Below are 26,205 nucleotides of genomic sequence, written 5' to 3'. Positions count from 1 at the left end.
TATGTCCTCCAGAGGTCGTCGGCTGTGGGTCACTCTAGAACCGGGGTCTGACAACTTCGGCGCGTTTCTACGATGGCGGCATGACGACGCACTGGACCATCACCTACGACGCCGCTGACCCCCGCCGGCTCGCCCGGTTCTGGGCCGGGGCGCTGGGCTACGTCGACGAGCCCGGCTACGACTTCGCCGACGGCGCGGCGCTGATCGACCCGGAGGGCCGGCTCCCGGCGGTCAGCTTCCTGAAGGTGCCCGAGGGCAAGACCGCGAAAAACCGCATCCACCTGGACATCCGCGTCGCCGCCGGGCAGCCGGTGGAGCAGCCGGTACGCGAGCAGCGGATCCGTACCAAGGTCGCCGAACTGGTGGCCGCCGGCGCCACCACCCTCGGCGAGGAACGCGAGCCCAACGGTGAGCTGAGCCACATCGTGCTGCGGGACCCGGAAGGCAACGAGTTCTGCGTGGCATGACCGAGCCGCTGTCCGACCCCGCGCTGATGAAACCAGACCGTGGACGTCCTGGCCGACCTCGCCGGCCCCCGCGACGGCCGCGCGCATCCGCGAACAGCGAGCCGTTCGCGAGCGAGAGCCGCAGCCACGTCTCGGCCTACGGAAGCTGGCCGGGTCGCGTCCCGGCCGGCGCCACCGCGTTGACGTCGGTCCAGACCTCCGTCATGTCCGCGATGAGCCCGTCCCGCAGGGTGATGAACGTCGCAACCTCAAAATGCCGAAGCTCCCCGCCGCTGTAACCGGTGACATGCGACCGTCCGGCCGCGCGCGTCGCGGTGGCGACGCAGTCCTCGATGACGAGGTGGTCAAACCCGGGATACTCGGCGTTGAGCCGGACCCAGGACGCACCGTCGAAGGTCTCGCCGGTATGCACATAGCGGCAGACGAAGTCGTCGTGCAGCAGCGCGGGAAGCTCGTCCCAGCCATGCGCGTCGATGACGTCGGCCAGCCGGCGCATCATCACGGAAGCATCCATGACGCCGATCGTCGCACGGACGGCAACGGGCCACTGCCACCCGAGCAGCGCCTCCAGCTCGGGCGGCCGGCGCGGCAGCGGAGGGCGTTCCACCTCGCCGGCCGCTGATCAGGTACGCGAACCAGCTCGGTCCCAGCGGAACGTCGCTGTTGTGGTCGCACTGGTCGAGCTCGCGCTGGCGGCGCCTCTTGCGTTGATAGTCGGCTCGGGGGTCCTGCTGGTGGCAGCCATCCTCGCCGCCAGCTCTCTTGCGATAGCGATACTCGTGGATGCTCGGCGCAATCCACGATGGATGTCCCTGACGACGATCATTCGTGGACGCGAATTGACAATCTTCAGCACGAGAGACCGAAGGGAGTTCGAACGGGTGCGGCGCGCGCTGGTGCGGGCAATCGAGAGCGCACGTGGCGGAAGATACGTGCTCTGACGCCGCCCAGCTGTCGAGGTGACCTGCGGCCAGAGTCCCTCGGCGAGCTCGCTTTGCCGCTGGTTCTGATGGTGGGCGCGGCAGGTTTCGAACCTGCGACCCCTCGCTTGTAAGGCGAGTGCTCTCCCACTGAGCTACGCGCCCGGTTCCGTGGCAACCGGAATGGTCATCCTACCCGGCCTGGAACACCGTCTCCTTCAGCAGGTCCCGCCAGGTCCTCTGGTCGCGGGGCTCGCCCGGGCCCTGCATGTGGGCGTACCGGACCACGCCCTCCTTGTCGATCAGGAAGGTGCCGCGGTTGGCGATGCCCGCCTGCTCGAAGAAGACCCCGTACGCCTGCGCCACCGCCCCGTGCGGCCAGAAGTCCGCCAGCAGCGGGAAGTTGAAGCCCTCCCGGTCCGCCCAGACCTTGTGGCTGTACGGCGAGTCCACGCTCACCGTCAGCACCTGCACGTGGTCGTTGGCGTATTCCGGCAGGTTGTCGCGGATCTCCGCCATCTCGCCCTGGCAGGTTCCGGTGAAGGCCAGCGGGTAGAACACCAGCAGCACCGCCTTGCGGCCGCGGAAGTCCGCCAGCGAGACCTCCTGGTTGTTCTGGTCCTTCAGGGTGAAGTCCGGCGCCTGCGCCCCAACGTTGATCGGCATGGGATCACGATAGCCGCACGCATGCCGAATGGCCGGTCGCCCGTCCAGGGGCGCCGGCCGGCAGAAGCGCCGCGGCTACTTCTTCTTCGCGCCGCGGGGTGAGACGAGCCGGGCGGCCGTCCAGTCCTTGCCCGCGTTCACCGTGGAGGTCTGCTGGAGGCCGGCGGTCTGCGCGGACTCGCTGACCTCACTCGGCTCGACGTGGCCGTCGCGGCCGGCCTTCGGGGTCAGCAGCCACACCACTCCGGTGTCGGCCAGCGGGCCCAAGGCATTGGTGAGCAGGTCGAAGAGGTCACCGTCGCCGTCTCGGTACCAGAGCAGTACCGCGTCGACCACCTCGTCGGTGTCCTCGTCCTCGAGCTCCCCACAACGTTCGGCCAGGGCGTCACGGAGGTCTTCGTCGACATCGTCGTCGTAGCCCATCTCCATGACCACCGAGTCCGGTTCGATCCCGAACCGGTCCGCCGGGCTCCGTACGCCGTCGGCCTGACCAGCGGTCGCGCTCACTGTCGAATGCCTCCTTGTTCCGTGGTCGGGACCGATGCCGGTCCCGGTCTGGGTAGTCCACACAGTTGTGGCGCTGCGCGCAAGTGGCGCACCGAGTGTGTGGCAATTTACCGCGCCAGCAGCGCGTGGGCACCCTGTGTGATGGCATCTTCCCCGATCAGGACGTGTTGTGCTGCCGGACCCAGCGGAACGAGCGAGTCCGCGGACGCGATCCGCCGGGCCGCGCCGACAAATCCGCCGTCCACCAGGGCCGCCAGCACGCCCTCGCCGACGCCTCCGGAGCGCCGGGTCTCGTCCACGATCAGCACCCGGCCGGTCGCCGACGCCTCCCTGACCAGGTCGGCTGCCGGCAGCGGGGACAGCCAGCGCAGGTCCACCACGCGGGAGCCGTAGCCCTGCTCGGCGAGCCGGGCCGCGACACGCAGGGACATGGGCACCCCGTTGCCGAACGTGATGATTGTCAAATTGTCGGCCGATCCGATCGGGTAGGTCCGGGCGCGCCCGATCGGGGTGTGCCCGCCGGCCCACTCCGCCGGGCCCGCGTACGGCGCCAGCCACTCGTTGTCGCCCGGCTCGTACAGGTCCCGGGTGTGGTAGAGCGCGATCGGCTCCAGATAGACGCAGACGCTGCCGTCCGCGGCGGCCGCGGCCAGGCAGGCCCGCAGCATCGGCGCCGCGTCCGCGGCCCGGGACGGCACGGCCAGGACCAGCCCGGGTACGTCGCGCAGCACGGCCACCGAGTTGTCGTTGTGGAAGTGGCCCCCGAAGCTCTGCTGGTAGGCCAGGCCGGCGACCCGGACGACCATCGGGTTGCGGAACGCGCCCTGGGAGAAGAACCCCATCGTGGCCGCCTCGCCGCGCAGCTGGTCCTCGGCGTTGTGCAGGTACGCCAGGTACTGGATCTCCGGGATCGGCAGCATCCCGGCCAGCCCGGTGCCCAGCCCGAGGCCCAGGATCGACGTCTCGTCGAGCAGGGTGTCGAAGACCCGGTCGGCGCCGAACCGGTCCCGCAGGTTCTTCGTGACGCCGTACACGCCGCCCTTGACCGCCACGTCCTGGCCGAACAGGATCGCGCCGGGGGTGGCGCAGAGCGCGTCGGTGAGCGTCGCGTTGATGGTCTGCGCCAGCGTGAGCGGGCCGCCCTGCTCCGGCAGCCGGCCGCCGAAGGCCTGCTGGCGGGCGGCGGCGCCGGGCCCACCGGCGCGGCCGGCGGCGTCGGCGATCACCCGGGCGGTGCGCAGCGGGCGGCGCACCGCCAGCGGCGCGACGACCTCGGCGGCGTTGGCCAGCTTGGGCTCGGCGAGCACCTCCTCGGCCACCTTGCGCACCTGCCAGCCGACCTCGTCGTAGCGGGTGACCAGCTCCTCCACGGTCGCGAACCCGCCCTCGACGAGCAGCCGGGCGGTGCCGACCAGCGGATCCCGCGCCAGGTCGCGGGCGATCTCCTCGGGCGACCGGTACGCGATCTCGGCGTCGGCGCCGGCGTGGCCCATCAGCCGGACCACGCCGAGGTGCAGCACGGCCGGGCGGCGCTGCTCCCGGACCCACTCCGCGGCCTCGCGGGCGGTGTCGTAGGTCTCGGCCAGGTCACAGCCGTCGGCGGTGAAGTAGCGGATGCCGGGGCGCGACCGCAGCGTCTCGGCGACCCAGCCGGCGGGCGACGGGACGCTGATGCCGTACCCGTTGTCCTCGCAGACCAGCAGCAGGGGCAGCCGCTGGCCGGCGTGGTCGAACCAGCCGGCGGTGTTGAAGGCCGCGGTAGCGGTCGCGTGGTTGACCGAGGCGTCGCCGAAGGACGCCACCGTGAGCGCGTCGGCCGGCCAGGGGGTCTGCTTGCCGCGGGCGATGCCGAAGGCGAGGCCGACCGCCCGGGGCAGGTGCGAGGCGATCGTCGAGGTGGTCGGGATGATCTGCAGGTCGGCGCGGCCGAACACCTTGTGCCGGCCGCCGGAGATGGGCTCGGTGGCCGCGGCCACCACCCCGCGCAGCACGTCCCGGGCGGCCTCGACCAGCGGGTCCTTGCGGGACTCGTCGGCATTGTCGACACCGGTCTGCAGGGCCCGTGCACAGTAGAACGCGCCGGACCGGTAGTGCAGCAGCGCCGGGTCGTCCGGGCGCAGGACGGCCGCCACCGCCGCGTTTCCCTCGTGGCCGGACGAGCCGATCGTGTAGAAGCCCTCGTTGAAGCTGCGCAGCCAGCGCGCGGCCAGGTCGAGGTGCCTGCTGGTGAGCTGGGCGTCGAACAGTTCCCGGGCCCGGGACCCGGTCAGGGCCGAGCCGTCCCGGACCGGTTCGTCGGGTGCCGGCCGCCGGCCGCTCGGCTGCAGGGCCGAGACGGCGTCGCGGAAGCGCTCGTCGAGGTTCTGCGGGGTGGTCACGCGACCCAGCATTACCGACCTTGGCTACCGCCGCCACCGCGAGTAAGTGCCGTCCGACACTCAGGCAACGAACCTTGCCTGAGTTTGTCGCCGGGTGACGATGCGCCGAACGCCTGCGGGCCCCGGCCGGCAGGTGCTGGGCTGGGGACATGGCGGTGGTGGGCCCGCTCGCGCGCTGCGGGTGCTGGTTTCTGACGGTGGGCGTGGTTTTCCTCCTGCTCGACCTCTACACGTAGGGCCCCGGCGCGAATGGCAGACTTGCCGGTCATGGACACCACGGTGATCACCGTCCGGACCGGCGACCGGCCGGTCGTCCGGGACATCACGGGCGAGGCCGAACGGTTCGTCAGCGGGCGCGGCGACGGCCTGCTGCACGTGTTCGTGCCGCACGCCACCGCCGGGGTGGCGATCATCGAGACCGGCGCCGGCTCGGACGAGGACCTGCTGACGGCCATCAACGAGCTGCTGCCGGCCGAGGACAAGTGGCGGCACCGGCACGGCTCGCGGGGCCACGGCCGGGACCACGTGCTGCCCGCCTGGATCCCGCCGTACGCGTCCCTGCCGGTGCTCGACGGGCGCATCCAGCTCGGCACGTGGCAGTCCATCTGCCTGGTCGACCCGAACGGCGACAACCCGTCCCGTCAGGTAAGGCTCAGCTTTCTCGCAGGTTAGCCAGAAGTTACTGCTCAGTACCTGTGTCGAGCGTCGCGTACCCGGGCGGTAGGCGTGACGACAGACACCGGCAGGGGGCAGGATGGAGTAATTCCCGTGCGGTTCACACAATGCGTCGCACGGCCCGACACCGACCTAGAGGAATGCCTGTGGCCACGGAACGCAAGCGCCCGGTGATCAGCGACGGCCTGCCGAGCCAGCTTCCGGACGTCGACCCCGAGGAAACCAGCGAGTGGGTCGAGTCGCTCGACGGAGTCATCGACACCGGCGGCGCCAAGCGCGCCCGCTACGTGATGCTGCGCCTGCTCGAACGGGCCCGGGAGCGACAGATCGGCGTTCCCCCGCTGACCTCGACGGACTACATCAACACCATCTCCACCGAGCAGGAGCCCTGGTTCCCCGGTGACGAGTCCGTCGAGCGCAAGATCCGCAGGGCCATCCGGTGGAACGCCGCGATGCTGGTGCACCGCGCGCAGCGGCCCGACATCGGCGTGGGCGGGCACATCTCCACCTACGCGTCCTCGGCCAGCCTCTACGAGGTCGGCATGAACCACTTCTTCCGCGGCAAGGACCACCCCGGCGGCGGCGACCACATCTTCTTCCAGGGGCACGCCTCGCCGGGCATGTACGCCCGCGCGTACCTGGAGGGCCGGCTCAGCGAGAACGACCTGGACGGCTTCCGCCAGGAGCTGAGCCACCCGGGCGGCGGCCTGCCGTCATATCCACACCCGCGGCTGATGAACAACTTCTGGGAGTTCCCGACGGTCAGCATGGGCCTCGGCCCGCTGAACGCGATCTACCAGGCCCGCTACAACCGCTACCTGCACAACCGTGGCATCAAGGACACCAGCCAGCAGCACGTCTGGGCGTTCCTCGGCGACGGCGAGATGGACGAGGTCGAGTCGCTCGGCGCGATCGGGGTGGCGGCCCGCGAGGAGCTCGACAACCTGACCTTCGTGATCAACTGCAACCTGCAGCGCCTCGACGGCCCGGTCCGCGGCAACGGCAAGATCATCCAGGAGCTGGAGGCGTTCTTCCGGGGCGCCGGCTGGAACGTCATCAAGGTCGTCTGGGGCCGCGAGTGGGACCCGCTGCTCGCCGCGGACAGCGACGGCGCGCTGGTCAACCTCATGAACGTCACGCCGGACGGCGACTACCAGACGTACAAGGGCGAGTCCGGCGCGTACGTCCGGGAGAACTTCTTCGGCCGCGACCCGCGCACCCGCAAGCTGGTCGAGGGCATGACCGACGACCAGATCTGGAACCTCAAGCGCGGCGGCCACGACTACAAGAAGCTGTACGCGGCGTACAAGGCGGCCACCGAGCACACCGGCCAGCCGACCGTGATCCTGGCCAAGACCATCAAGGGCTGGACGCTGGGCTCGCACTTCGAGGCCCGCAACGCCACGCACCAGATGAAGAAGCTGACCCTGGACGACCTCAAGCAGTTCCGGGACCGGCTCTACCTGGAGATCCCGGACAAGCAGCTGGAGGAGAACCCGTACCTCCCGCCGTACTTCCACCCCGGCGAGAAGTCCGACGAGCTGCAGTACATGCTCGAGCGCCGCAAGGAGCTCGGCGGTTTTGTGCCGACCCGGCGCACCAAGCACAAGTCGCTGGCGATCCCGGAGTCCAAGACCTTCGGCGACATCAAGCGCGGCTCGGGCAAGCAGAAGGTCGCCACCACGATGGCCTTCGTCCGGCTGCTCAAGGACCTGATGCGCGACAAGGACTTCGGGGCCCGCTGGGTGCCGATCATCCCGGACGAGGCGCGCACGTTCGGCATGGACTCACTCTTCCCGACCAAGAAGATCTACTCGCCGCACGGCCAGACCTACACGTCGGTCGACCGGGAGCTCTTCCTGTCGTACAAGGAGTCGACGAGCGGGCAGATCCTGCACGAGGGGATCAACGAGGCCGGTTCGACCGCCAGCTTCATCGCGGCCGGCACCTCGTACGCGACGCACGACGAGCCGATGATCCCGCTGTACATCTTCTACTCGATGTTCGGCTTCCAGCGCACCGCCGACGAGCTGTGGGCCGCGGCCGACCAGATGACCCGCGGCTTCCTGCTGGGCGCGACCGCCGGGCGGACCACGCTCAACGGCGAGGGCCTGCAGCACGAGGACGGGCACTCGCTGCTGATCGCGGCGACCAACCCGGCCGTGGTGGCGTACGACCCGGCGTTCGCGTTCGAGATCGCGCACATCGTCGAGAACGGCCTGCACCGGATGTACGGCGAGCACCAGGAGAACGTCTTCTACTACCTGACCATCTACAACGAGCCGATCCTGCAGCCGGCCGAGCCGGCCGAGGTCGACGTCGAGGGCCTGCTCAAGGGCATCTACCGGTATGCGGCGGCGCCCGAGACGACCGGGCCCAAGGCGCAGGTCCTCGCCTCCGGCACGGGCATGCAGTGGGCGCTCAAGGCCCAGCAGCTGCTCGCCCAGGACTGGGGCGTGGGCGCGGACGTGTGGTCGGTGACCTCCTGGACGGAGCTGCGCCGCGACGCCATCGAGGCCGAGGAGCACAGCCTGCTCAACCCCGGTGACGCGCCGCGCAAGCCGTACATCCACACCAAGCTGGAGGGCACCGAGGGCCCGGTGGTCGCGGTCAGCGACTGGATGCGGGCGGTGCCCGACCTGATCAGCCGCTGGGTGCCGAACGACTACACGTCGCTGGGCACCGACGGCTTCGGCATGAGCGACACCCGGCACGCGCTGCGCCGCCACTTCCACGTGGACGCGGAGTCGATCGCGGTGGCCACGCTGCGCCAGCTGGCGCTGAGCGGCCAGGTGCCGGCGCACGTGCCGGCCGAGGCCGCGAAGAAGTACGCGATCGACGACGTCACGGCCGCCCCGGTAGGAGAGACCGGCGGCGACAGCTGACGATCGGCACGAGGGACAAGGGGGGAGGCCCGACGGGCTTCCCCCCTTTCCGCGCAGAAGCTCAGATATCTCCGGATTGAGCCGATGGGCCGGGCATGGGGTTCCAGATCAGCCACAAACTGCTCGCGCTCGGTCTGGGAGGGGTGGTCAGCACGGCCGTCGTCCTGGTCGGCGTCGGCGCCTGGCAGAGTGACGCGTTCGCCGACCGGACCGGCGCGGCGGTCGCCAAGCTCAACGCCGAGGACCTGGACCTGACCACCGCGAACGTCGGCCGGCTGGTCAGCTCGGTCGGCGACGAGGTGCAGAGCGGGGTCGACAGTGACATGCGGGCGGCCAACGGGCTGCTCGCCCAGCGCGGCGGCCTGCGGCTGGACGACGACACCACCACCTGGACCGCCACCAACCAGCTGTCGCAGGCCAAGCGGGCGGTCACGCTGCCCCGGGTGACGGTCGACGGTCAATGGCTCGGCCAGAACCTGGACCTGAAGCGGACCACCCCGTTCGTCGACGACACGGTGTCACTGCTGGGCGGCACGGTGACGGTGTTCCAGCGGATGAACGAGGCCGGCGACCTGCTCCGGGTGGCGACCAACGTCAAGGCGAAGACGGGCAACCGCGCGATCGGCACCTATATCCCGGCGCTCACCGCGGACGGGACGCCGAACGCGGTGGCCGCCGCGATCAAGGCCGGCAAGCCGTACCGAGGGGTGGCCCTGGTGGTCGACTCCTGGTACGTCACCGCCTACGACCCGGTCAAGGACGCCTCGGGCCGGGTGATCGGCGCGCTGTACGTCGGCGTACCCCAGGCGTCCGCGCTGGAGAACCTCACGGCGGCGATCTCGGCGACCCAGGTCCGCGAGAACGGCTGGGTCACCGTCTACAGCACCGCGAAGGCGGACCTGGGACGGGTCATCGCCTCCAGCCTCGACGGTGCCGCCGGGAACACCGCGCTGGACGACACCGACGCGAACGGCACGGCGTACGTCAAGGAGATCACCGCCCAGGCGCCGCAGCTCAAGGACGGGGCCACCTGGCGGGCGGTGTATCAGCTGCCGGGTTCGGGCGGTGCTCCGGCCGGCGACTCGACCACGACGGTCGCGTACTACGCGCCGTACTCCTGGGCGATCGCCGTCGGTGGCTATGACGGCGACGCCGCGCTCGCGGTCGACGCCGTCCGCGAGGGGCGCTACGCCATGCTGACCGCGTTCGGCATCGCCGCGGTGCTCCTGGCCCTGGCCGGCGGCCTGGTCGCGGCCTGGCAGGCGCGCCGGATCTCGGGCCGGCTGAGCGGGCTGACCACCGCGCTGACCCGGCTCGCCCAGCGGGATCTGACGGTCTCCGTGCCGCCGAGCGGCCAGGACGAGATCGGCCGGGCCGGCACCGCACTGAACATCGCCGTCACGGAGCTGCGTGAGGTGATCGTCGAGGTCGCCGGCGCCTCGGACGACGTCTCGCGGTCGGCGGGGCAGGTCGCCGCCACCGGCGGCGAGCTGAGTTCCTCCGCCGAGGACGCCTCCGGCCGGGCGGGCGCGGCCAGCCGGGCCGCCGAGGGCATCACCCAGGTGGTGCAGACGGTCGCGGCCGGCGCCGAGGAGATGGGCGCGTCGATCGGCGAGATCTCCAGCAACGCCCAGGACGCGGCGCGGGCCGGCCAGGACGGCGTCGGGCTGGCCGAGACGGCGACCGGCGTGATCGGCGAGCTGCGGCTCTCCACCACCAAGATCGCCGACGTGGTGCGCCTGATCGCCGGCATCGCCGAGCAGACCAACCTGCTGGCGCTGAACGCCACCATCGAGGCGGCCCGCGCGGGCGACCTCGGCAAGGGTTTCGCGGTGGTGGCGGGCGAGGTCAAGGAGCTGGCCCAGGAGACGGCCCGGGCGACCGGCGACGTGACCGCCCGGGTGACCGCCATCGAGGAGGACACCGCCCGCGCGGTCGCGGCGATCACCGCGATCACCGCGACCATCGCCAAGGTCAACGACTACCAGACGGCGATCGCGGCAGCTGTCGAGGAGCAGGCGGCGACAACCGCGGAGATGGCCCGCAACATCAGCGAGGTGGCGACCGGCAGTCAGGACATCGCGCTCGGCATCACCGCGGTCAGCGGCGCGGTGGACAGCACCCGGTCGGCGGTGTCGGTGTCGCACCGGGCCGCCGACGAGCTCAGCACGACGGCCCACCGGCTGACCGGCCTGGTGGGCCGCTTCACGGTGTGAGGTGCCTGGCCGGCTTGTCGTAGCTGGACCTCCAGAACTGCCGGTAGCGGCCGACCCACTCGGAGACCTCGCGCAGCGAGTCGGCCTCGAGCCGGCAGGGCCGCCACTGCGCCTGCCGGCCCCGGGAGATCAGGCCGGCCCGTTCCAGCACCTTGAGGTGCTTGGAGATGGCCGGCAGGGTCATCGCGAAGGGCTCGGCCAGCTCGTTGACGGTGGCCTCGCCCTCGGCCAGCCGGGCCAGGATGGCGCGGCGGGTGGGGTCGGCGAGCGCGCCGAAGATCGCGCTCAGCTGGTCGGTGGCCATCGCGGCGGTCAGGCCGGCAGGTAGGTGAGGACCTCGACGCCGGTCTTGGTGGTGAAGGTGTCGGTCAGCTGGAGCGCGACCTTGGTGCCCTCGTCCCACAGCTTGCGGCCCTCGCCGACCACCACCGGGTAGACCATGAGCCGGTACTCGTCGATGAGGTTGTGCCGGGTCAGCAGGTTGACCAGCGAGGCGCTGCCGTTGATCAGCAGCGAGCCGGGCTCGGTCTTGAGCTTGCGGACCGCCTCGACGACGTCGCCCCGCAGGAACTGCGCGTTCCACTCCGGCACGCTCAGCGTGGTGGTGGCGACGTGCTTGGGCATGCCGTTCATCTTCATGCCGAAGTCGCCGGTCTCCGCCTCCATCTGCGGCCAGGCAGCCTTGAAGCCCTCGTACGTGCGCCGGCCCAGCAGCAGCGCGTCGGCCTCCCGCAGGTTGCGGTCCTGCCAGGCGCCCAGCTCGTCATTGAAGTAGGGGCCGCTCCAGGCCGGCTCCTCGAAGACGCCGTCCAGGGTCACGTACTCCACTGCGACGATCCTGCCCATCCCGATCAGCTCCTTGTTTTACCGTACGGTTAATTAGCTGATCGGTAAATTACCGCCCGCGACCCGCCCGGTCAAACACCGGCTTCCGGGTAACGGGTATAAACGGTTACATGCGCGTACGGCATCCGGACGGTCAGGTGTTCACGTTCGACGCGGGCGCGCTGTGCCTGGAGCTGTCCAGCGTCAGCGGCGGCGCCGGGATGCGGGCGCGCTTCGAGATGCTGCACGCCCCCGGTGACTTCGTGCGGTGGGCGTTCGCCAGCCGGCTCGACCCCGGCGCGGCCGGTGTCACGCCCACCGAGGTGGTGGTCACCGAGGAGGACCTGGCCCTGGTCAAGGAGCTGCGCGAGGCGATCTGGGCGGGCGCGTGGGCGCTGGCCACCGGATCGGCGCCGGGCCGGGCGGAGGCCACGGTGATCAATCGGGTGGCGGCCGGCCCGGTGCCCGTACCTCAGATCGGGCCGGGCCTGGCCCGGAGCTGGCGGCGGCCCGTCCTGGCCGGCCAGCTCACGGCGCTGATAGCCCGCGACGCGGTCGCGACGCTCACCCCGCCGACCAGCACCCGGGTACGGATGTGCGCCGCGGACAACTGCGCGCTGATCTACCTGGACACGTCCCGTCCGGGCAACCGGCGCTGGTGCTCGATGGACCGCTGCGGCAACCGGGCCAAGGTGCGCGCGCACCGCTCGGCGCCGGACCGGCCGTGATCCGCGCGGTCCCTGATCGGCGGGGACCGCGCGGACCGGTCGGTTACGCGGGCAGGGCCCAGCGCTGGTTCGCACCGGCGAAGCAGTCCCAGATCTGCAGGCGGGTGCCGTTGGCCGAGCTGTTGTTCGCCGCGTCCAGGCACCTGTTGCTGACCGGGTTGCGCAGCGTGCCGTTGCTCTGCGCCTGCCACTGCTGGGCGCCGGTGCCGTTGCAGTCGTAGATCTGCACCAGCGAGCCGTTGGCCGTGCCGGCGGCCGCGACGTCCAGGCACTTGCCCAGGCCACGGATGGTGCCGTCGGTGCCGACCGTCCAGTTCTGCGCGGCGGTGCCGTTGCAGTCGTACAGCTGCACGGCGGTGCCGTTGGCCGACGAGGCCGCGGCGATGTCCACGCACTTGCCGGCGATGCCGGTGATCCGCCCGGTGCGCCCGGCCGGCGGCGTGGTCGGCGGGGTGCCGCCCCCGGTGGCGACCGAGTAGATCGCGCTGACCAGCGAGTTCGCGCCGGTCGCGTCCTGGCTGAGCTCCCAGTTCATGATGCCGCCGGCGTTCGCCATGGCCCACTGGGTCTTGCGGCGGATCGTCGGCAGGCCGTTGTAGCACTCGCTGACGCCGCTGATCGTGGCGCAGTCCTGGTTGGCGAAGGCCGGGTTGGTGGCGACGATCTGCGCGTACGTCCGGTAGCCGGGCCGGCTGTAGAACGGCACGCCGAGCACCGCCTTGGCCGCCGGCAGGCCGCGGTTCTTCCAGAAGTTGACGCTGGCGATCGACCAGTCGTAGTTGGCGTGCGGGCTGCCGCCGTCGTACGCCATGATGTTCAGCCAGTCGACCATGCCGAAGACCGCGGGCTGCACGCCGTTGGCCGTGCCGCCCTCGGAGACGACCGCGGCGGTGAGCAGCTTGCCCTGGTTGTGCAGGGCGGTGCTGAGCTGCTGCATCAGGGCCGTGTAGTTGTTCCCGGAGGTGCCCGGGTCCGGGTACTCCCAGTCCACGTCGATGCCGTCCAGGTTGTACTGGTTGACCAGGCCCATGACCGCGTTGACGAACGTGGTGCGCGCGCCGGAGTTGCCGGCCAGCGCCTCGAACGCCGAGTCGTTGCCGTCGTTCCAGCCGCCGAGCGCGAGCCCGACCTTGACGTTGTTCTGGTGACCCAGCGAGACCAGCGACTGCAGCTTGGCCGGGTCCGGCACGCCCTGCAGGGTGCCGTTGGCGTTCGGCAGCACAAACGCGTAGTTGATGTGGGTCAGCTTGCTGTACTGGATCGCGTTGACGCTGCCGGCCCAGGACGGCAGGTAGCCGACGCTCTTGAAGTTGTTGGGCAGCACGGCGGCCTCGGACGTGCCCTGCATGACCACCGCGCCGGCGGCTGCCACGGCGACGGCGGCCGCGACGGCGAACAGTTTTCTTCTCATCGGGGACCTTCTCGACTCGGGGTGGGGGGCCTGAATCTTAAGAAGGTTTACTAATAGACGTCAATATACGTCGTGATAAAAGGTCGCCGACAACCCCCTCGACACTGGCCGTAGGCTGGTCGGGTGACAGTACGCGTACGCTTCGCCCCTTCTCCGACCGGAATGTTCCACGTCGGCGGTGCCCGTTCGGCGCTGCAGAACTGGATCTACGCACAGCAGACCGGGGGCGTCTTCGTCCTGCGCATCGAGGACACCGATGCCGCCCGCAACCGTCCCGAATGGACGGAGGGCATTCTCTCGGCACTCGACTGGATCGGTATCGAACGCGGCTCCTACGAGGGCCCCTACTTCCAGTCGTCGTACGCCGATGAGCACACCGCCGCCGCCACCCGCCTGTACGGCGAGGGCCGCGCCTACTACTGCGACTGCTCCCGCGACGACGTCATCGCCCGGACCGGCAACACCCACACCGGCTACGACGGCTTCTGCCGGGACCGGGCGCTGGGCCCCGGCGAGGGCAGGGCGCTGCGCTTCCGCACGCCCGACGAGGGCGAAACCGTGGTCGTCGACCTGGTCCGCGGCGAGCCGACCTTCGAGAACAAGCTCATCGAGGACTTCGTCATCGCCCGCAGCAACGGCTCGGCCGTCTTCCTGCTGGCCAACGTCGTGGACGACATGACCATGGGGATCACCCACGTCATCCGCGCCGAGGAGCACCTGCCCAACACCCCGAAGCAGCAGCTGCTCTGGGAGGCGCTCGGGGTCAAGCCGCCGGTCTGGGGCCACGTGCCGGTCATCGTCAACGAGAAGCGGCAGAAGCTCTCCAAGCGGCGCGACAAGGTGGCGCTGGAGTCGTACCGCGACGAGGGCTATCTGGCCGCCGCGATGCGCAACTACCTGATGCTGCTCGGCTGGGCACCCTCCGGCGACCGCGAGATCGTGCCGTGGTCGGTCGTCGAGCAGGAGTACCGGCTGGAGAACGTCAGCCACTCCCCCGCGTTCTTCGACGTCAAGAAGCTGCGGGCGTTCAACGGCGACTACATCCGCGCCCTGGACGCCGAGGAGTTCGCCGCGGTCTGCGCACCGTGGCTGGGCGGCACCGACACGATCCCGGCCCCGCCGTGGGAGCCGGCGGCCTTCGACTCCGCCGTGTTCGCCGCGGTGGCGCCGCTGGCACAGACCCGCATCGCGGTGCTCAGCGAGATCGTCGAGTACGTCGACTTCCTCTTCCTGGCCGAGCCGGTCCGGGACGAGCAGTCCTGGAACAAGGCGATGAAGGAAGGCGCCGCCGAGATCCTCGACGCCACCGGCATCGCGTTCGCCGCGCTGGAGACCTGGTCGGCCGAGCCGCTCAAGGCCACCCTCGAACGGGTCGGCGAGGAGCGCGGGCTCAAGCTGGGCAAGACCCAGGCGCCGGTCCGGGTGGCGACCACCGGCCGCACCGTGGGCCTGCCGCTGTTCGAGTCGCTGGAGATGCTGGGCCGCGAGCGCACCCTGGCCCGGCTGGCGAGCGCCCGGGCCCGCCTCGCCTGAGGTTTCGTGATCATTTCGGTACGCGCGCGCCGCGATGACGGCGCGCGCGTACCTCACCAGGCAACCTGAGGGCCGTCCCCGCCCGCCGAAGGGGTGGGAACGTCAGCAGCACGGGTGACGGGGACCGCTCCGGCTTGCTTGCCCTGGGTACTATTCGCGCGCTGATCAGCGGCCGTCGTGCACCGCCGCAGCCGATCCCAGATAGCTCCAATTCGTCCCGGTCCGAGATGCGGCCGAGACCATCTGCGGGAAGGCTGTGGGGACTGGCCCGTGCCGGCGGCGGGTCCGGTCCGGGCGCGTCGGCACGATCAGCGCACGCATGTCATCCACGGGGCGGGGAGGCCGGACGGTGGTTCAAGGGGTGATCGCCCGATTGCTGTCGGCGACTGGAATGCTAGCAGCGAGTGTCGTGCTGAGCGCGGGCCTCGCGCCACCGGGCGCCGCGCAGGCCGCCCCGGCGGCCGCGCCCAAGCCGGCGCCGAAGCCGACCGCCGTGCAGATCGCCGGAAAGTTCCCCGGCGAGACGTTGACGGTGCAGGCGGCCGAGCGTCCCGACCTGTTCAAGCGGCTGCTGAGCGAGGTCAGCTGGCTGGCCACCACGGCGCCGACCACCTCCAAGCCGAAGGCCGACAAGCTCGGCCCGAAGTTCACGGTCATCGTGCTGGTCAAGGACAAGGCGAGCCAGACCTACGAGCTCTACCCGAACGCCGCCGGCGGCCCGCGCGCCTTCCGCCCGGCCAAGCAGCCGGCCGGCAAGAAGACCCCGGGCTGGTTCTACGGGCGACTGACCATGTCGGAGTCGCTGCGGCTCAGCGGGGTGCCGCTGAAGGAGAAGCCGGACGTGGTCAGCGGCGGCATCGGCGGCGGCGTCGGCGAGGAGGTGCCCGACGACGAGCTCGACCCGCTGGCGGTGGGCACCGACGTGCTCGCCGACGTGCGCCGGCTGTTCCTGCTCAACGGCGCGGTCCTGCTCGTCATCCTGCTGGGCCTGGGCGGCATCGCGTACCTGATCCGCCGCCGGGTCTGAGCCACCCGCGCGCCCGTCCGGCGGTCCGTCAGCCGGCCGGGCGCACCGGGACCCGCAGGATCGGGCAGGCCGGCGCGGGCGGGTTGCACCGCTCGCCCACCCCGAAGGCGTCCGGCAGCCGCGGGTTCGTGGCGGCCTGCGCCACCTCCACCGTGGTCAGTGGCGGCTCGCCCTGCTCGGCGCTGCCGGTGCCCCGCTCGCCGGTGGCCATGACCGCCACCGTGCGGCCGTCGACCACCCGCCGGGCAATCACCTCGTGCACCTGCCAGTCGACGTCGCCGGTCTCGGCGTAGCGGGCATACTCGCTGCCCGCCCGGGTCCGGTCCGGCAGCGCGCAGGCGTCCGGCTCGGCCCGCACCGGCAGGCAGAGCCCGGCCGGCGCGTCGTAGATGGCGACCTCCACCAGCCCGCGCGGCTCCCCGTCCGGGCCGAGCACCGTGTACTGCCGCCAGCCGGCGCCGACGGCGGGCTCGCGCGGCACGATCCGGTAGCCCTTCGCGTCGACCGGCGGGGCCAGCACGCTCAGCACCAGGTCGAGCACCGCGGACGGGCGCGGCTGGGGCACGGGCACCGCGGCGGCCGAGCGGGGCTTCGGGCCGGGCAGCAGGACGGTGGTCAGCGCGTACCCGAGCAGCACGACCAGCGCCACCGCGACCAGCCCGGCCAGCACCACGCCGCGGGCGCGCTTGCGGCGCAGCCGGTCGGCGCGCCGGCTGATGTCGGGAACGGCGTCCTCGGGCGGCGGCTCGCTCTCGCAGGCGCGTTCCAGCACCTCGGTGAGCAGCGCGCTCATCGCACACCCACCAGCAGCCCCGCGAACGCGCCCAGGCCCTCCGCCTCGAACGCGAGCACCCGGCTGTCGTCGATGTCGAGGGCGTCCGCGGTCTCGTCGATGGCCAGCCCGCAGAAGTGCCGCAGCACCAGCACGGCACGGCAGCGCGGGGAGAGGCCGTGCAGCGCGTCCAGCACCAGCACGGTGTGCACGGAGGCGCCGACCGGCGGGGCCGCGGCCGCGGTGGGCGCGATGGCGAGCTGCTGCCGCCCACCGCCGGAGCTGTTCGCGGACGCGGCGCCGGCGCCGACCGGCACCGGCTGCTCCGGGGCCACGAACACGTGCTCCCGGCGGCCGCGGGGCTTCTTGAAGGCCGCCATCAGGTCGGCGTACGCCCACAGGTCCGGCTCGGTGATGTCCGGGTCGGCGAGCACCCGCGCCAGGGTGGTACGGGCGAGGTCGTCGGCCAGCGCCCAGTCGCCACACATCAGGAACGCGGCACGGCGCAGCTGGATGTACCGCTCCAGAACGTACGCGTCGGACATAAGCCTCTTTATAGGCCACAGTCCCCGGTCGCCGACGCGGAACGGCCTCACGTGCTGCTAACGGTGACCTCCACCAGCCGGACCAGGTCGTCCAGGTCGGCATCGAACTCCGCCGCCGCGTCGTCGTGGACGGCCTCCTCGTCGGCGGGCAGTCCCCCGGTCACCTCGCCGACGGTGTAGCCGAGCAGGAACGCGCAGATCATCCGGGTCAGCCGCGGCACCTGCTCCGCCGGCACGCCCGCGTCGTGCAGGCAGCTCCGCAGCGCGGCGGTCAGCCAGGACGCGGAGGCGCCGGCCGAGCGGCGGTTCAGCAGCAACGGGTACGCGCCGGGATGCGCGCGGGACAGCGCCCGGACCGCTCGGCCCAGGGCACACAGCCGCTGCCGCCAGTCGATGCCGGCCGGGTCCTCGCCGTACCCGGTGCCGAGCTCCAGATGCAGCAGATCGACCAGGCCGTCGAGCAGGGCGTCCTTGCCCCCGACGTACGGATAGAGGGCCATGGAGGTGAGTCCGACCCGTTCGGCGACGGCCCGCATCGACATGGCCGCCAGCCCTTGCTCGTCGACGAGCGCCAGGGCCTGGTCGAGAATGAGTCGTCTCTTGTCGTCCACGGAACCACCGTGTCGAGCGCGGCCGGCGGATGGGACGGAACGAGCCCGCCACACCGCCGCCAGTCACCCGCGCGGGTGAGCAGGGCCGTGGCTCAGCACCAGCGGCCGGGCGGACGGCCCCGGCTCACGGCTCGGCGCCGGGGGCGAACCGCGCCGTGCAGGTGGGCGCCGGCCCAGCCGCGCAGCTCGGTGCGGCAGCCGACCCGGTGCGGGACGTCGCCGACCGGCTCCTCGGTGGCCGGGGGGAACGGCTCCTCCGCGGCGGCCTGCTCCGCGTCGGCATACAGCTGGTTGTCCTCGCGTTCCGTCATCCCTGCCTCCTCTCCTGCCCGTCGTCCGAACTACCGGGTCTCATCGGCACCGCGGGGCTCCGCATTAATACGCGAGCGGTGTTACGACGACACCCTGCCAGGTCACCGACCGGAATCGCGGTGAAGGCTCACCGCTATTACGGACAAATAACCCAAAAGTTACATGCGAAAGACGCTCAGCAACCGCGCGGAACGGTACAACCCCCGGGGCCGTGACGGCTACGGAAAAGGCCGCACGCGACACTCCGGCGCCCGGCCGGCGGCGCGGTCGTGACAGGCTGGCCGGGTGGCAGCCGAGACAAAACCCGGGGGTACGCCCAAACGCCCCCCGCTGGCCGCCACCCTGCGCCGGGTCGAGCGCCGCGCCGGGGCCCTGGCCAGCGCCAGCGTGGCCCGGATGGACGAGACCCTGCCGTGGTTCCGGGCGCTCCCCGCCGACCAGCGCTCCTGGGTCATGCTGGTGGCCCAGGCCGGCGTCCGGTCACTGGTCGAGTGGCTGCGCTCCGGCGGCACCGCGGCCGGCACCCAGGAGATCTCCGACGAGGTCTTCGCCGCCGCCCCGCGCGCGCTGGCCCGCTCGATCACGCTGACCCAGACCGTCGCCCTCATCAAGGTCACCATCGACGTGGCCGAGGCCGAGGTCACCAGCCTGGCCGCGGCCGGCGAGGAGGAGGCCCTCGCGACGGCCATCCTCAAGTTCTCCCGGGAGATCGCCTTCTCGGCGGCCCGGGTGTACGCCCGCGCCGCCGAGTCCCGCGGCGCCTGGGACGCCCGGCTCCAGGCGCTGCTGGTCGACGCGCTGCTGCGCGGCGACTCCTCCGACGTGCTGGCCAGCCGCGCCGGCGCGCTGGGCTGGGCGGACGCCCCGCCGGTCGCGGTCGTGGTCGGCCGCTCCCCCGGCGGGGACATCACCGCGGTGCTGCACGCGGTCTACCGCGCCGCCCGCCGGGCCCGGGTCGAGGTCATCGGCGGCGTGCACGGCGACCGGCTGGTGGTCGTGCTCGGCGGGGCCACCGACCCGCTGGCCGCGGCCGGGCACCTGGCGGCGAGCTTCGGCGAGGGCCCGATCGTGGTGGGCCCGGCCGTGCCGTCGCTGGACCAGGCCACCGAGTCGGCCCGGGCGGCGCTGGCCGGCTTCCGGGCGGCCCGCGCCTGGCCCGGCGCACCGACCCCGGTGGGCGCCGACGACCTGCTGCCGGAACGCGCGCTGGCCGGTGACTCCGAGGCCCGGCGGGCCCTGCGGCACGACGTGTACGGCGCCCTGTCCCGGGCCGGCGGCGGGCTGCTCGAGACGCTGGACGCGTTCTTCGCCGCCGGCGGCGTGCTGGAGAGCGCCGCCCGGGAGCTGTTCGTGCACCCCAACACCGTGCGGTACCGGCTCAAGCGGGTGACCGAGGTGACCGGCCTGTCCCCGCTGGACGGGCGGGACGCGTTCGCGCTGCGGATGGCGCTGACCATCGGGCGGCTCGATCCTGCGAGCTAAATCACCGCCCGGGGCAGGGCCGGCGCCACGGTCATCTCGGCCGAGCAGAGCCCCGATATCATGCCCAATCTGGACGAAACGCGGGGGTGTTTGTAGGAAAGCTACAACACCGGTCGTAGGGTTTGGTCCCGTGCGGCAACCCCGGAACCCGTCCCCATCCGGGAGAGTCAACTCCGTGCTCGCCGTACTCTCGCCCGGCCAGGGCTCCCAGAAGCCCGGCTTCCTCTCCGGATGGCTCGACCTGCCCGGCGCCGAGGCCCGGCTGACGTGGTGGTCCGCCCTCGCCGGCGTGGACCTGATCCACCTCGGCACCGCCGCCGGCGCCGACGAGATCAAGGACACCGCGCGCACCCAGCCGCTGCTCGTCGCCGCCGCCCTGCTCGCCGCCGAGCACCTGCCGATGTACGACGTCGCCCTGGTCGCCGGGCACAGCGTCGGCGAGCTCGGCGCCGCCGCCCTCGCCGGGGTGCTGCCCGCCGAGGCCGCCATCATGCTCGCCGGGGTCCGCGGTCGCGAGATGGCCGCCGCCTGCGCGCTGGAGTCCACCGGCATGAGCGCCGTGCTGGGCGGCGACGCCGACGAGGTGATCGCCGCGATCGAGCGCCACGGGCTCTACCCGGCCAACCGCAACGGCGCCGGTCAGATCGTCGCGGCCGGCGCGCTGGACGGGCTGGCCAAGTTCGCCGCCGAGCCGCCGGCCCGGGCCCGGGTCATCGCGCTCCAGGTCGCCGGCGCGTTCCACACCCCGTACATGGCGCCGGCCGAGCAGGCCCTCGGCGCCGTCGCGGGCGGCGTCACCGTCGCCGACCCGGCGCGCATCCTGCTGTCGAATCTGGACGGCGCCGCGGTCGTCCACGGCCGCGAGCTGCTCCAGCGCCTGGTCCGCCAGGTCACCGCCCCGGTCCGCTGGGACCTGGTCATGCGCAACCTGCGCGACCTGGGCGTCACCGGCATCATCGAGCTGCCCCCGGCCGGCACCCTGGCCGGGCTGGTCAAGCGCGAGCTCAAGGGCGACAACGCCCCCGAGATCGTCACCCTCAACACCCCCGCCGACCTGCCCGCGGCCCGCGACCTGATCGCCCGGCACGGCACCGTGCCGACCCACGAGCCGAGCCCGTTGTTCCGGGTGGTGGTGGCGCCGAGCGCGGGCCTGTTCCAGCCCGCCGCGGGCCTCGCCGAGGGCGCCGACGTGCGCACCGGTCAGACCGTCGGCCAGGTGCTCACCCGGCAGGGCCCGGTCGCCGTCACCGCGCACGCGGCCGGTCTGCTGACCGAGTGGCTGGCCCATCACGACGACCCGGTGGCCCCCGGCCAGCCGGTGGCCCGCATCGGTGGGCAACAGCAGTGACCGTGTCCGTCGCGATCGAAGGAGCAACACGATGACCGCGGGTTCCCGCATCGTCGCGATGGGGCACTACCAGCCCTCGCGCATTGTCACCAACGACGATCTCGCCAAGATCGTCGACACCAACGACGCGTGGATCAGGGACCGGGTCGGCATCGCCGAGCGCCGCGTCGCGGACGCCGAGTCGGTCGCCGACATGGCCACCTTCGCCGCGGAGAAGGCCCTGGCCGGCTCCGGGCTCGGCGCCGCCGACATCGACATGGTCGTCGTGGCCACCTGCTCCTCCGTCGACCGCTGCCCGAACGTGGCCACCCGGGTCGCCGCCCGGCTGGGCATCCTCGCCCCGGCGGCGATGGACGTGAACTCCGCCTGCTCCGGCTTCTCCTACGCGCTGGGCACCGCCGACCATGCGATCCGGGCGGGTGCCAGCCGCAACGCCATCGTCATCGGCGCGGAGAAGCTCTCCGACGTCACCGACTGGACCGACCGCACCACCGCGGTGCTCTTCGGCGACGGGGCGGGCGCGGCGGTGGTCTCCGCGGTCCCCGACGGCGAGCAGGCCGGCGTCGGCCCGGTGCTCTGGGGCTCGGCCCCGGAGAAGGGCGACGTGCTGCGGATCGAGGGCTGGCAGCCGTACATCCAGCAGCAGGGCCAGGCCGTCTTCCGGTGGGCGACCACCGCGCTGGCACCGCTCGCGCTGCAGGCCTGCGAGCGGGCCGGGGTCCGCCCGGACGAGCTCGCCGCCTTCGTGCCGCACCAGGCCAACACCCGCATCATCGACGGCATCGTCAAGCGGCTGGGCCTGGGCCCGGATGTGGTCGTCGCCAAGGATCTGGTCGAATCCGGCAACACCTCAGCGGCCAGTGTGCCGTTGGCCCTGTCGAAGCTCATCGAGCGCCGGGAGGTGCCCTCGGGCGCCCCGGTCCTGCTCTTCGGCTTCGGCGGCGGCCTCACGTACGCGGGGCAGGTCATCCGCTGCCCGTAGGGCGGCGAAGGTCCGGTCCGCGAGTTTTCCCCACCATCGAGAGGAACCACCGAACATGGCAACCCGCGCTGAGATCACATCCGGCCTCGCCGAGATCCTCGAGGAGGTCGCCGGCGTGAACCCGGACGACGTCGCCGAGGAGAAGTCGTTCACCGACGACCTGGACGTCGACTCGCTGTCCATGGTCGAGGTCGTGGTGGCCGCCGAGGAGAAGTTCGGCGTCAAGATCCCCGACAACGAGGTCCAGAACCTCAAGACCGTCGGCGATGCCGTCACCTTCATCGAGGCGAACCACTGACATGAGCACTACAGACGTCGTCGTCACCGGGCTCGGCGCGACGACCCCGCTCGGCGGGGACGTCGCGTCCACCTGGGACGCCATGCTTGCCGGCCGCTCCGGGGTGAGTGCGCTCACCCAGGAGTGGGCCGCGCAGCTGCCCGTACGCATCGCCGCGTCGCTCGCCGTCGACCCCTCCGAGGTGCTCGACCGGATCAAGCTGCGCCGGCTCGACCGTTCCGAGGCGATCGCGCTGATCGCCGCCCACCAGGCCTGGGCCGACTCCGGCCTGAAGGACTCGGGCCTCGATCCGGAGCGCCTCGCGGTCAGCTTCGGCAGCGGGATAGGCGGCGCGCAGACCCTGCTCAACCAGGACGACATCCTGGAGGCCTCCGGGCCGCGCCGGGTCAGCCCGCACACCGTGCCGATGCTCATGCCCAACGGCCCCGCCGCCTGGGTCGGCCTCGAGCTCGGCGCCCAGGCCGGCGTCCACGCGATGGCCAGCGCCTGCGCGACCGGCGCCGAGGCACTCTCGCTCGGCCTGGACCTCATCCGGGCCGGCCGGGCCGACGTGGTCATGACCGGTGGCACCGAGGCGGTGATCCACCCGCTGCCGATCGCCGGGTTCGCCGCGATGCGGGCCATGTCGACCCGCAACGACGAGCCGGAGAAGGCGTCCCGGCCGTGGGACAAGGGCCGCGACGGCTTCGTGCTCGGCGAGGGCGCCGGCGCGCTGGTGCTCGAACGCGCCGACCACGCCATCGCCCGCGGCGCGACCATCTACGCCCGGCTGGCCGGCGCCGGCGTCACCTCGGACGGCTACGACATCGTCCAGCCGCACCCCCAGGGTGCCGGCGCGATCCGGGCCATCGCGAAGGCGCTGGCCGACGCGGGTGTCAGCAGGAGCGACATCAAACACGTCAACGCGCACGCCACGTCCACCCCGGTCGGCGACATGGCCGAGATCGCCGCCCTGCACGCGGCGATCGGCGACCACCCCGTCCTCACCTCGACCAAGTCGATGTCCGGGCACCTGCTCGGCGCGGCCGGGGCGCTGGAGTCGATCGCCACCATCCTGGCGATCCGGGACAGCGTGGTGCCGCCGACGATCAACCTGGACGACCCGGACGACGCCCTGTCGCTCGACGTCGCCGCGCACAAGGCCCGTCCGCTCGACATCCCGGCCGCGCTGAACAACTCGTTCGGCTTCGGAGGTCACAACGTCGCGCTGGTGTTCACCCGCGCGTGACCCGCACCGAGTAGGAGAACGCCGTGACCGCGACCTCCTCGCCGGCCGACCCGGCCGTCGCCGACAGCCGGGATCCGGAGGTGCGCCTGCGGGCGCTCTTCGACCGCGGCTCGCTGCGCCTGCTCGCGCCCGCCGACGACTCGGGCGTGCTGTGGGCGCGGGGGGAGGTCGACGGCACGCCGGCGGTCGCCTTCGCCACCGACGCCACCCGGATGGGCGGCGCGATGGGCGCCGAGGGCTGCCGGCACGTGGTCGACGCGATCGACACGGCGGTCCGCGAACGGGTGCCGGTGCTCGGGCTCTGGCACTCCGGCGGGGCCCGCCTCGCCGAGGGCGTGGTCGCCCTGGACGCGGTCGGCCAGGTGTTCGCGGCCATGGTGCGCGCGTCAGGCCGGGTGCCACAGATCTCCGTGGTGCTCGGCCCGGCAGCCGGCGGCGCGGCCTACGGCCCCGCGCTGACCGACATCGTGATCATGAGCAAGGCGGGCCGGATCTTCGTGACCGGCCCCGAGGTGGTCCGCAGCGTCACCGGCGAACAGGTCGACATGGAACGCCTCGGCGGCCCGGAACCACACGGCCGCCGCTCCGGCGTCGTGCACATCACCACCAAGGACGACGAGAGCGCGCTGGCCGAGGCCCGCAAGCTCACCGTGCTGCTGGGCCGCCAGGGCCGCCTCACCCCGGCGGACGTGGCGATGGACACCGACCTGTCACAGAGCATGCCGGCCCAGTTCAACCGGGCCTACGACGTGAAGCCGGTGGTCCGCGCGCTGCTGGACGAGCCCGGCGTGGAACTGCACGCCAAATGGGCGCCGAACGTGTCAACGACGCTGGGCCGGTTCGGTGGCCGTACCGTCGGGGTGATCGCCAACAACCCGCTGCGGCTGGGCGGCTGCCTGGACGCGACCAGCGCGGAGAAGGCGGCCCGCTTCGTGCGCATGTGCGACTCGCTGGGCGTACCGCTGATCGTGCTCGTGGACGTGCCGGGTTACCTGCCGGGCCTGGGCCAGGAGTGGGACGGCGTGGTCCGGCGAGGGGCGAAGCTGCTGCACGCGTTCGCGGAGGCGGTGGTGCCCCGGGTGACGCTGGTGACGAGGAAGGCTTACGGGGGCGCGTACATCGCGATGAACTCCCGGTCGCTGGGGGCCACGGCGGTCTTCGCGTGGCCCACGGCCGAGGTGGCGGTGATGGGCGCAAGCGCAGCGGTGAACATCCTGCACCGGAAAAGGCTGGCAGCAGCGCCACAGGAGGAACGCGAGGCGGTCCGCGAGCTGCTGATCCAGCAGCAGCTGCAGACGGCTGGCGGGGTGAACAGGGCGCTGGAGATCGGCGTGGTGGACGCGGTGATCACCCCGGAGCAGAGCCGGCGACGGATCGCTGAGGCGTTGGCGGGGGCGCCGGCGGCTCGGGGGGCGCACGGGAATATCCCGCTCTGAGGGCGGGTGGGGGCGCTTGGTGCTCTCCGCCATTCGGCTCTGACGCCGCAGCTGGGCTTCCTGGACGGCCGGGTGAGAGCAGGCCACCTTTCCCGTGCCGCAGCCAGCGCGGCCCACTCCCGCCATGCGCGGCCCACCTCACCACAGCCAGGACCCCTGCGGCCCGATACCGGTGAGCGCGGCCCACCTCACCACAGCCCCGACCCCCGCGGCCCGATACCGATGAGCGCGGCCCACCTCACCACAGCCCCGACCCCCGCGGCCCGATACCGATGAGCGCGGCCCACCTCACCACACCGCAGCCCAGCACGGCCCAGACCCGCGGCCCGATCCCGGCAAGCGGTGGAGCCGCACAATTCGCTGGCCCCGGCCCAGGTCAGCCCGTGCGGCCCACCTTCCCTGCCGCTGTCAGTCGCCCGAATCAGAGCGGGGGCGGCCCTCGGCCGGCCCGGCGCGCTCCCAGACCTGGGTGGGCCGGCCCGGTGCGCGCGGCCCCCAACAGCCCGACGCGCCCCCTGACTCGGGGTGTGCCGATCACGCTGACGCCGGCTGTCCGTCCTCACGCGTTGTCCTCCACACGAACCAGGGCGGGCGGGCCCGGACGGGGGCAGCCCCTCGGCGAGGCGTCACCACCGCCTCGGCCGTCATCTCCACCGGCAGGATGCCCTGCCCGGTGCGGCACGTAACGCGGCATTCCCTCTCTTCGCCACCTGCCGTCTGCCGCGGCGCCTGGCCCCCCACGTTCCCGGAACCAGCACAGAGCCCAGGCCCGGCCGAGCGCAAACCCCGGGCCAAGCGCGACCCGGCCGAGCGTCAACCCCGGCCAGGCGCGACCCAGGCCAAGCACGACCGCCGACCTAGGTCGTGTTTAGAAAGTGTCATAGCCACTCGTTGATTGCGGCGATCTGGACGGTGGCCTCGTACCGGACGGCGAGTTTGTCGTAGCGGGTGGC

25 protein-coding genes and 1 tRNA gene are annotated in these 26,205 nt (G+C 72.1%); 14 read left to right on the top strand and 12 right to left on the bottom strand.

What is annotated here, in order from left to right; translation table 11 throughout:
* The first annotated feature begins 80 nt into the window (after positions 1 to 80).
* Positions 81 to 467 carry a VOC family protein gene (locus tag ACIBQZ_RS35040; RefSeq protein WP_396093143.1) on the top strand — a complete coding sequence of 129 codons (387 nt, stop codon included), beginning with the start codon at positions 81 to 83 and terminating at the stop codon, positions 465 to 467.
* Between the two features lie 136 nt (positions 468 to 603).
* Here the strand turns inward: ACIBQZ_RS35040 and ACIBQZ_RS35035 are convergent, their stop codons facing one another.
* Positions 604 to 981: a nuclear transport factor 2 family protein gene (locus ACIBQZ_RS35035; RefSeq protein WP_396093142.1), complete on the bottom strand. Its 378-nt coding sequence runs from the start codon at positions 979 to 981 to the stop codon at positions 604 to 606.
* Between ACIBQZ_RS35035 and ACIBQZ_RS35030 the strand changes: the two genes are divergently transcribed.
* Positions 941 to 1,408 carry a DUF6232 family protein gene (locus ACIBQZ_RS35030; protein ID WP_396093141.1) on the top strand — a complete coding sequence of 156 codons (468 nt, stop codon included), beginning with the start codon at positions 941 to 943 and terminating at the stop codon, positions 1,406 to 1,408. The genes ACIBQZ_RS35035 and ACIBQZ_RS35030 overlap by 41 nt on opposite strands.
* Before the next feature lie 69 nt (positions 1,409 to 1,477).
* Here the strand turns inward: ACIBQZ_RS35030 and ACIBQZ_RS35025 are convergent.
* The 4 genes from ACIBQZ_RS35025 to ACIBQZ_RS35010 form a co-directional block, all read right to left on the bottom strand.
* Positions 1,478 to 1,552: transfer RNA gene (locus ACIBQZ_RS35025), tRNA-Val, on the bottom strand.
* 27 nt (positions 1,553 to 1,579) lie between these two features.
* The gene (locus tag ACIBQZ_RS35020) at positions 1,580 to 2,053 is read right to left on the bottom strand and encodes a peroxiredoxin (RefSeq protein ID WP_396093140.1); all 474 of its coding nucleotides are present in this window, start codon (positions 2,051 to 2,053) and stop codon (positions 1,580 to 1,582) included.
* A 75-nt stretch (positions 2,054 to 2,128) separates the two neighbouring features.
* Entirely contained in the window at positions 2,129 to 2,560 is a 432-nt protein-coding gene (locus ACIBQZ_RS35015) for a DUF3052 domain-containing protein (protein ID WP_212991859.1), read from the bottom strand.
* Positions 2,561 to 2,667: 107 nt separating this feature from the next.
* Positions 2,668 to 4,950: a thiamine pyrophosphate-dependent enzyme gene (locus ACIBQZ_RS35010; RefSeq protein WP_396093139.1), complete on the bottom strand. Its 2,283-nt coding sequence runs from the start codon at positions 4,948 to 4,950 to the stop codon at positions 2,668 to 2,670.
* A gap of 255 nt (positions 4,951 to 5,205) precedes the next feature.
* Between ACIBQZ_RS35010 and ACIBQZ_RS35005 the strand changes: the two genes are divergently transcribed.
* From ACIBQZ_RS35005 to ACIBQZ_RS34995, 3 genes are all read left to right on the top strand, one after another.
* Complete coding sequence (locus ACIBQZ_RS35005) at positions 5,206 to 5,610, top strand: YjbQ family protein (RefSeq protein WP_396093138.1); 405 nt, start codon at positions 5,206 to 5,208, stop codon at positions 5,608 to 5,610.
* Positions 5,611 to 5,759: 149 nt separating this feature from the next.
* A complete protein-coding gene (gene aceE / locus ACIBQZ_RS35000) occupies positions 5,760 to 8,498 on the top strand; it encodes a pyruvate dehydrogenase (acetyl-transferring), homodimeric type (RefSeq protein WP_396093137.1) in 2,739 nt (912 codons plus the stop codon).
* 95 nt (positions 8,499 to 8,593) lie between these two features.
* Positions 8,594 to 10,714, top strand: a complete 2,121-nt coding sequence (locus tag ACIBQZ_RS34995; RefSeq protein ID WP_396093136.1) for a methyl-accepting chemotaxis protein — start codon at positions 8,594 to 8,596, stop codon at positions 10,712 to 10,714.
* Here the strand turns inward: ACIBQZ_RS34995 and ACIBQZ_RS34990 are convergent.
* Positions 10,704 to 11,018, bottom strand: a complete 315-nt coding sequence (locus tag ACIBQZ_RS34990) for an ArsR/SmtB family transcription factor (RefSeq protein WP_396093135.1) — start codon at positions 11,016 to 11,018, stop codon at positions 10,704 to 10,706. The genes ACIBQZ_RS34995 and ACIBQZ_RS34990 overlap by 11 nt on opposite strands.
* Positions 11,019 to 11,026: 8 nt before the next feature.
* Positions 11,027 to 11,560: a dihydrofolate reductase family protein gene (locus ACIBQZ_RS34985; RefSeq protein WP_396093134.1), complete on the bottom strand. Its 534-nt coding sequence runs from the start codon at positions 11,558 to 11,560 to the stop codon at positions 11,027 to 11,029.
* A 110-nt stretch (positions 11,561 to 11,670) separates the two neighbouring features.
* Here ACIBQZ_RS34985 and ACIBQZ_RS34980 point away from each other — a divergent pair, with 110 nt between their 5' ends.
* On the top strand, positions 11,671 to 12,267 hold the full coding sequence (locus ACIBQZ_RS34980) for a CGNR zinc finger domain-containing protein (RefSeq protein WP_396093133.1): 597 nt from the start codon (positions 11,671 to 11,673) through the stop codon (positions 12,265 to 12,267).
* Between the two features lie 43 nt (positions 12,268 to 12,310).
* Here ACIBQZ_RS34980 and ACIBQZ_RS34975 read toward each other — a convergent pair whose 3' ends face one another.
* A complete protein-coding gene (locus ACIBQZ_RS34975) occupies positions 12,311 to 13,678 on the bottom strand; it encodes a glycosyl hydrolase family 18 protein (RefSeq protein ID WP_396093132.1) in 1,368 nt (455 codons plus the stop codon).
* Positions 13,679 to 13,801: 123 nt separating this feature from the next.
* On the opposite strand from ACIBQZ_RS34975, the gene gltX reads away from it, so the two are divergent.
* Together gltX and ACIBQZ_RS34965 are read left to right on the top strand one after the other, a co-directional pair.
* Complete coding sequence (gene gltX, locus ACIBQZ_RS34970; RefSeq protein ID WP_396093131.1) at positions 13,802 to 15,211, top strand: glutamate--tRNA ligase; 1,410 nt, start codon at positions 13,802 to 13,804, stop codon at positions 15,209 to 15,211.
* A gap of 409 nt (positions 15,212 to 15,620) precedes the next feature.
* Positions 15,621 to 16,238 carry a hypothetical protein gene (locus ACIBQZ_RS34965; protein WP_396093130.1) on the top strand — a complete coding sequence of 206 codons (618 nt, stop codon included), beginning with the start codon at positions 15,621 to 15,623 and terminating at the stop codon, positions 16,236 to 16,238.
* A 28-nt stretch (positions 16,239 to 16,266) separates the two neighbouring features.
* Here the strand turns inward: ACIBQZ_RS34965 and ACIBQZ_RS34960 are convergent, their stop codons facing one another.
* The 4 genes from ACIBQZ_RS34960 to ACIBQZ_RS34945 form a co-directional block, all read right to left on the bottom strand.
* The gene (locus tag ACIBQZ_RS34960; protein ID WP_396093128.1) at positions 16,267 to 17,031 is read right to left on the bottom strand and encodes a hypothetical protein; all 765 of its coding nucleotides are present in this window, start codon (positions 17,029 to 17,031) and stop codon (positions 16,267 to 16,269) included.
* Positions 17,028 to 17,555 carry a sigma factor-like helix-turn-helix DNA-binding protein gene (locus ACIBQZ_RS34955; RefSeq protein ID WP_396093127.1) on the bottom strand — a complete coding sequence of 176 codons (528 nt, stop codon included), beginning with the start codon at positions 17,553 to 17,555 and terminating at the stop codon, positions 17,028 to 17,030. The genes ACIBQZ_RS34960 and ACIBQZ_RS34955 overlap by 4 nt, the downstream gene beginning before the upstream one ends.
* A gap of 47 nt (positions 17,556 to 17,602) precedes the next feature.
* Complete coding sequence (locus ACIBQZ_RS34950; protein ID WP_396093126.1) at positions 17,603 to 18,166, bottom strand: TetR/AcrR family transcriptional regulator; 564 nt, start codon at positions 18,164 to 18,166, stop codon at positions 17,603 to 17,605.
* 92 nt (positions 18,167 to 18,258) lie between these two features.
* The gene (locus ACIBQZ_RS34945; protein ID WP_396093125.1) at positions 18,259 to 18,477 is read right to left on the bottom strand and encodes a hypothetical protein; all 219 of its coding nucleotides are present in this window, start codon (positions 18,475 to 18,477) and stop codon (positions 18,259 to 18,261) included.
* 397 nt (positions 18,478 to 18,874) lie between these two features.
* Between ACIBQZ_RS34945 and ACIBQZ_RS34940 the strand changes: the two genes are divergently transcribed.
* The 6 genes from ACIBQZ_RS34940 to ACIBQZ_RS34915 all read left to right on the top strand — a co-directional run bounded on the left by ACIBQZ_RS34940 (position 18,875) and on the right by ACIBQZ_RS34915 (position 25,252).
* The gene (locus ACIBQZ_RS34940) at positions 18,875 to 19,960 is read left to right on the top strand and encodes a PucR family transcriptional regulator (RefSeq protein ID WP_396093234.1); all 1,086 of its coding nucleotides are present in this window, start codon (positions 18,875 to 18,877) and stop codon (positions 19,958 to 19,960) included.
* 175 nt (positions 19,961 to 20,135) lie between these two features.
* Positions 20,136 to 21,308, top strand: a complete 1,173-nt coding sequence (locus ACIBQZ_RS34935) for an acyltransferase domain-containing protein (RefSeq protein ID WP_396093124.1) — start codon at positions 20,136 to 20,138, stop codon at positions 21,306 to 21,308.
* Between the two features lie 31 nt (positions 21,309 to 21,339).
* The gene (locus tag ACIBQZ_RS34930) at positions 21,340 to 22,290 is read left to right on the top strand and encodes a beta-ketoacyl-ACP synthase III (protein WP_396093123.1); all 951 of its coding nucleotides are present in this window, start codon (positions 21,340 to 21,342) and stop codon (positions 22,288 to 22,290) included.
* A 55-nt stretch (positions 22,291 to 22,345) separates the two neighbouring features.
* Positions 22,346 to 22,588: an acyl carrier protein gene (locus ACIBQZ_RS34925; protein ID WP_203771246.1), complete on the top strand. Its 243-nt coding sequence runs from the start codon at positions 22,346 to 22,348 to the stop codon at positions 22,586 to 22,588.
* Between the two features lies 1 nt (position 22,589).
* Complete coding sequence (fabF, locus tag ACIBQZ_RS34920) at positions 22,590 to 23,816, top strand: beta-ketoacyl-ACP synthase II (protein ID WP_396093122.1); 1,227 nt, start codon at positions 22,590 to 22,592, stop codon at positions 23,814 to 23,816.
* A 23-nt stretch (positions 23,817 to 23,839) separates the two neighbouring features.
* Positions 23,840 to 25,252 carry an acyl-CoA carboxylase subunit beta gene (locus ACIBQZ_RS34915; RefSeq protein ID WP_396093121.1) on the top strand — a complete coding sequence of 471 codons (1,413 nt, stop codon included), beginning with the start codon at positions 23,840 to 23,842 and terminating at the stop codon, positions 25,250 to 25,252.
* Positions 25,253 to 26,205: the final 953 nt, after the last annotated feature.

It is taken from the genome of Actinoplanes sp. NPDC049599 (genome assembly GCF_044465625.1).
GTDB lineage: Bacteria > Actinomycetota > Actinomycetes > Mycobacteriales > Micromonosporaceae > Actinoplanes.
Note: the sequence above shows the minus strand (reverse complement) of the source record. Positions and strands in the feature narration are given on the sequence as shown.

Bases quoted from the DNA above. Each gene is read 5' to 3' on its own strand.
- ACIBQZ_RS34980 (WP_396093133.1), top strand. From the start codon at position 11,671: ATGCGCGTACGGCATCCGGACGGTCAGGTGTTCACGTTCGACGCGGGC.
- ACIBQZ_RS34945 (WP_396093125.1), bottom strand. From the start codon at position 18,477: ATGACGGAACGCGAGGACAACCAGCTGTATGCCGACGCGGAGCAGGCC.
- ACIBQZ_RS35030 (WP_396093141.1), top strand. From the start codon at position 941: ATGACGTCGGCCAGCCGGCGCATCATCACGGAAGCATCCATGACGCCG.
- ACIBQZ_RS35010 (WP_396093139.1), bottom strand. From the start codon at position 4,950: ATGCTGGGTCGCGTGACCACCCCGCAGAACCTCGACGAGCGCTTCCGC.
- ACIBQZ_RS34975 (WP_396093132.1), bottom strand. From the start codon at position 13,678: ATGAGAAGAAAACTGTTCGCCGTCGCGGCCGCCGTCGCCGTGGCAGCC.
- ACIBQZ_RS34990 (WP_396093135.1), bottom strand. From the start codon at position 11,018: ATGGCCACCGACCAGCTGAGCGCGATCTTCGGCGCGCTCGCCGACCCC.
- ACIBQZ_RS35020 (WP_396093140.1), bottom strand. From the start codon at position 2,053: ATGCCGATCAACGTTGGGGCGCAGGCGCCGGACTTCACCCTGAAGGAC.
- ACIBQZ_RS34940 (WP_396093234.1), top strand. From the start codon at position 18,875: ATGGACGAGACCCTGCCGTGGTTCCGGGCGCTCCCCGCCGACCAGCGC.
- ACIBQZ_RS35035 (WP_396093142.1), bottom strand. From the start codon at position 981: ATGGATGCTTCCGTGATGATGCGCCGGCTGGCCGACGTCATCGACGCG.
- ACIBQZ_RS34930 (WP_396093123.1), top strand. From the start codon at position 21,340: ATGACCGCGGGTTCCCGCATCGTCGCGATGGGGCACTACCAGCCCTCG.
- ACIBQZ_RS34995 (WP_396093136.1), top strand. From the start codon at position 8,594: ATGGGGTTCCAGATCAGCCACAAACTGCTCGCGCTCGGTCTGGGAGGG.
- fabF (WP_396093122.1), top strand. From the start codon at position 22,590: ATGAGCACTACAGACGTCGTCGTCACCGGGCTCGGCGCGACGACCCCG.
- ACIBQZ_RS34955 (WP_396093127.1), bottom strand. From the start codon at position 17,555: ATGTCCGACGCGTACGTTCTGGAGCGGTACATCCAGCTGCGCCGTGCC.
- ACIBQZ_RS34960 (WP_396093128.1), bottom strand. From the start codon at position 17,031: ATGAGCGCGCTGCTCACCGAGGTGCTGGAACGCGCCTGCGAGAGCGAG.
- ACIBQZ_RS34925 (WP_203771246.1), top strand. From the start codon at position 22,346: ATGGCAACCCGCGCTGAGATCACATCCGGCCTCGCCGAGATCCTCGAG.
- ACIBQZ_RS35040 (WP_396093143.1), top strand. From the start codon at position 81: ATGACGACGCACTGGACCATCACCTACGACGCCGCTGACCCCCGCCGG.
- ACIBQZ_RS35005 (WP_396093138.1), top strand. From the start codon at position 5,206: ATGGACACCACGGTGATCACCGTCCGGACCGGCGACCGGCCGGTCGTC.
- ACIBQZ_RS34985 (WP_396093134.1), bottom strand. From the start codon at position 11,560: ATGGGCAGGATCGTCGCAGTGGAGTACGTGACCCTGGACGGCGTCTTC.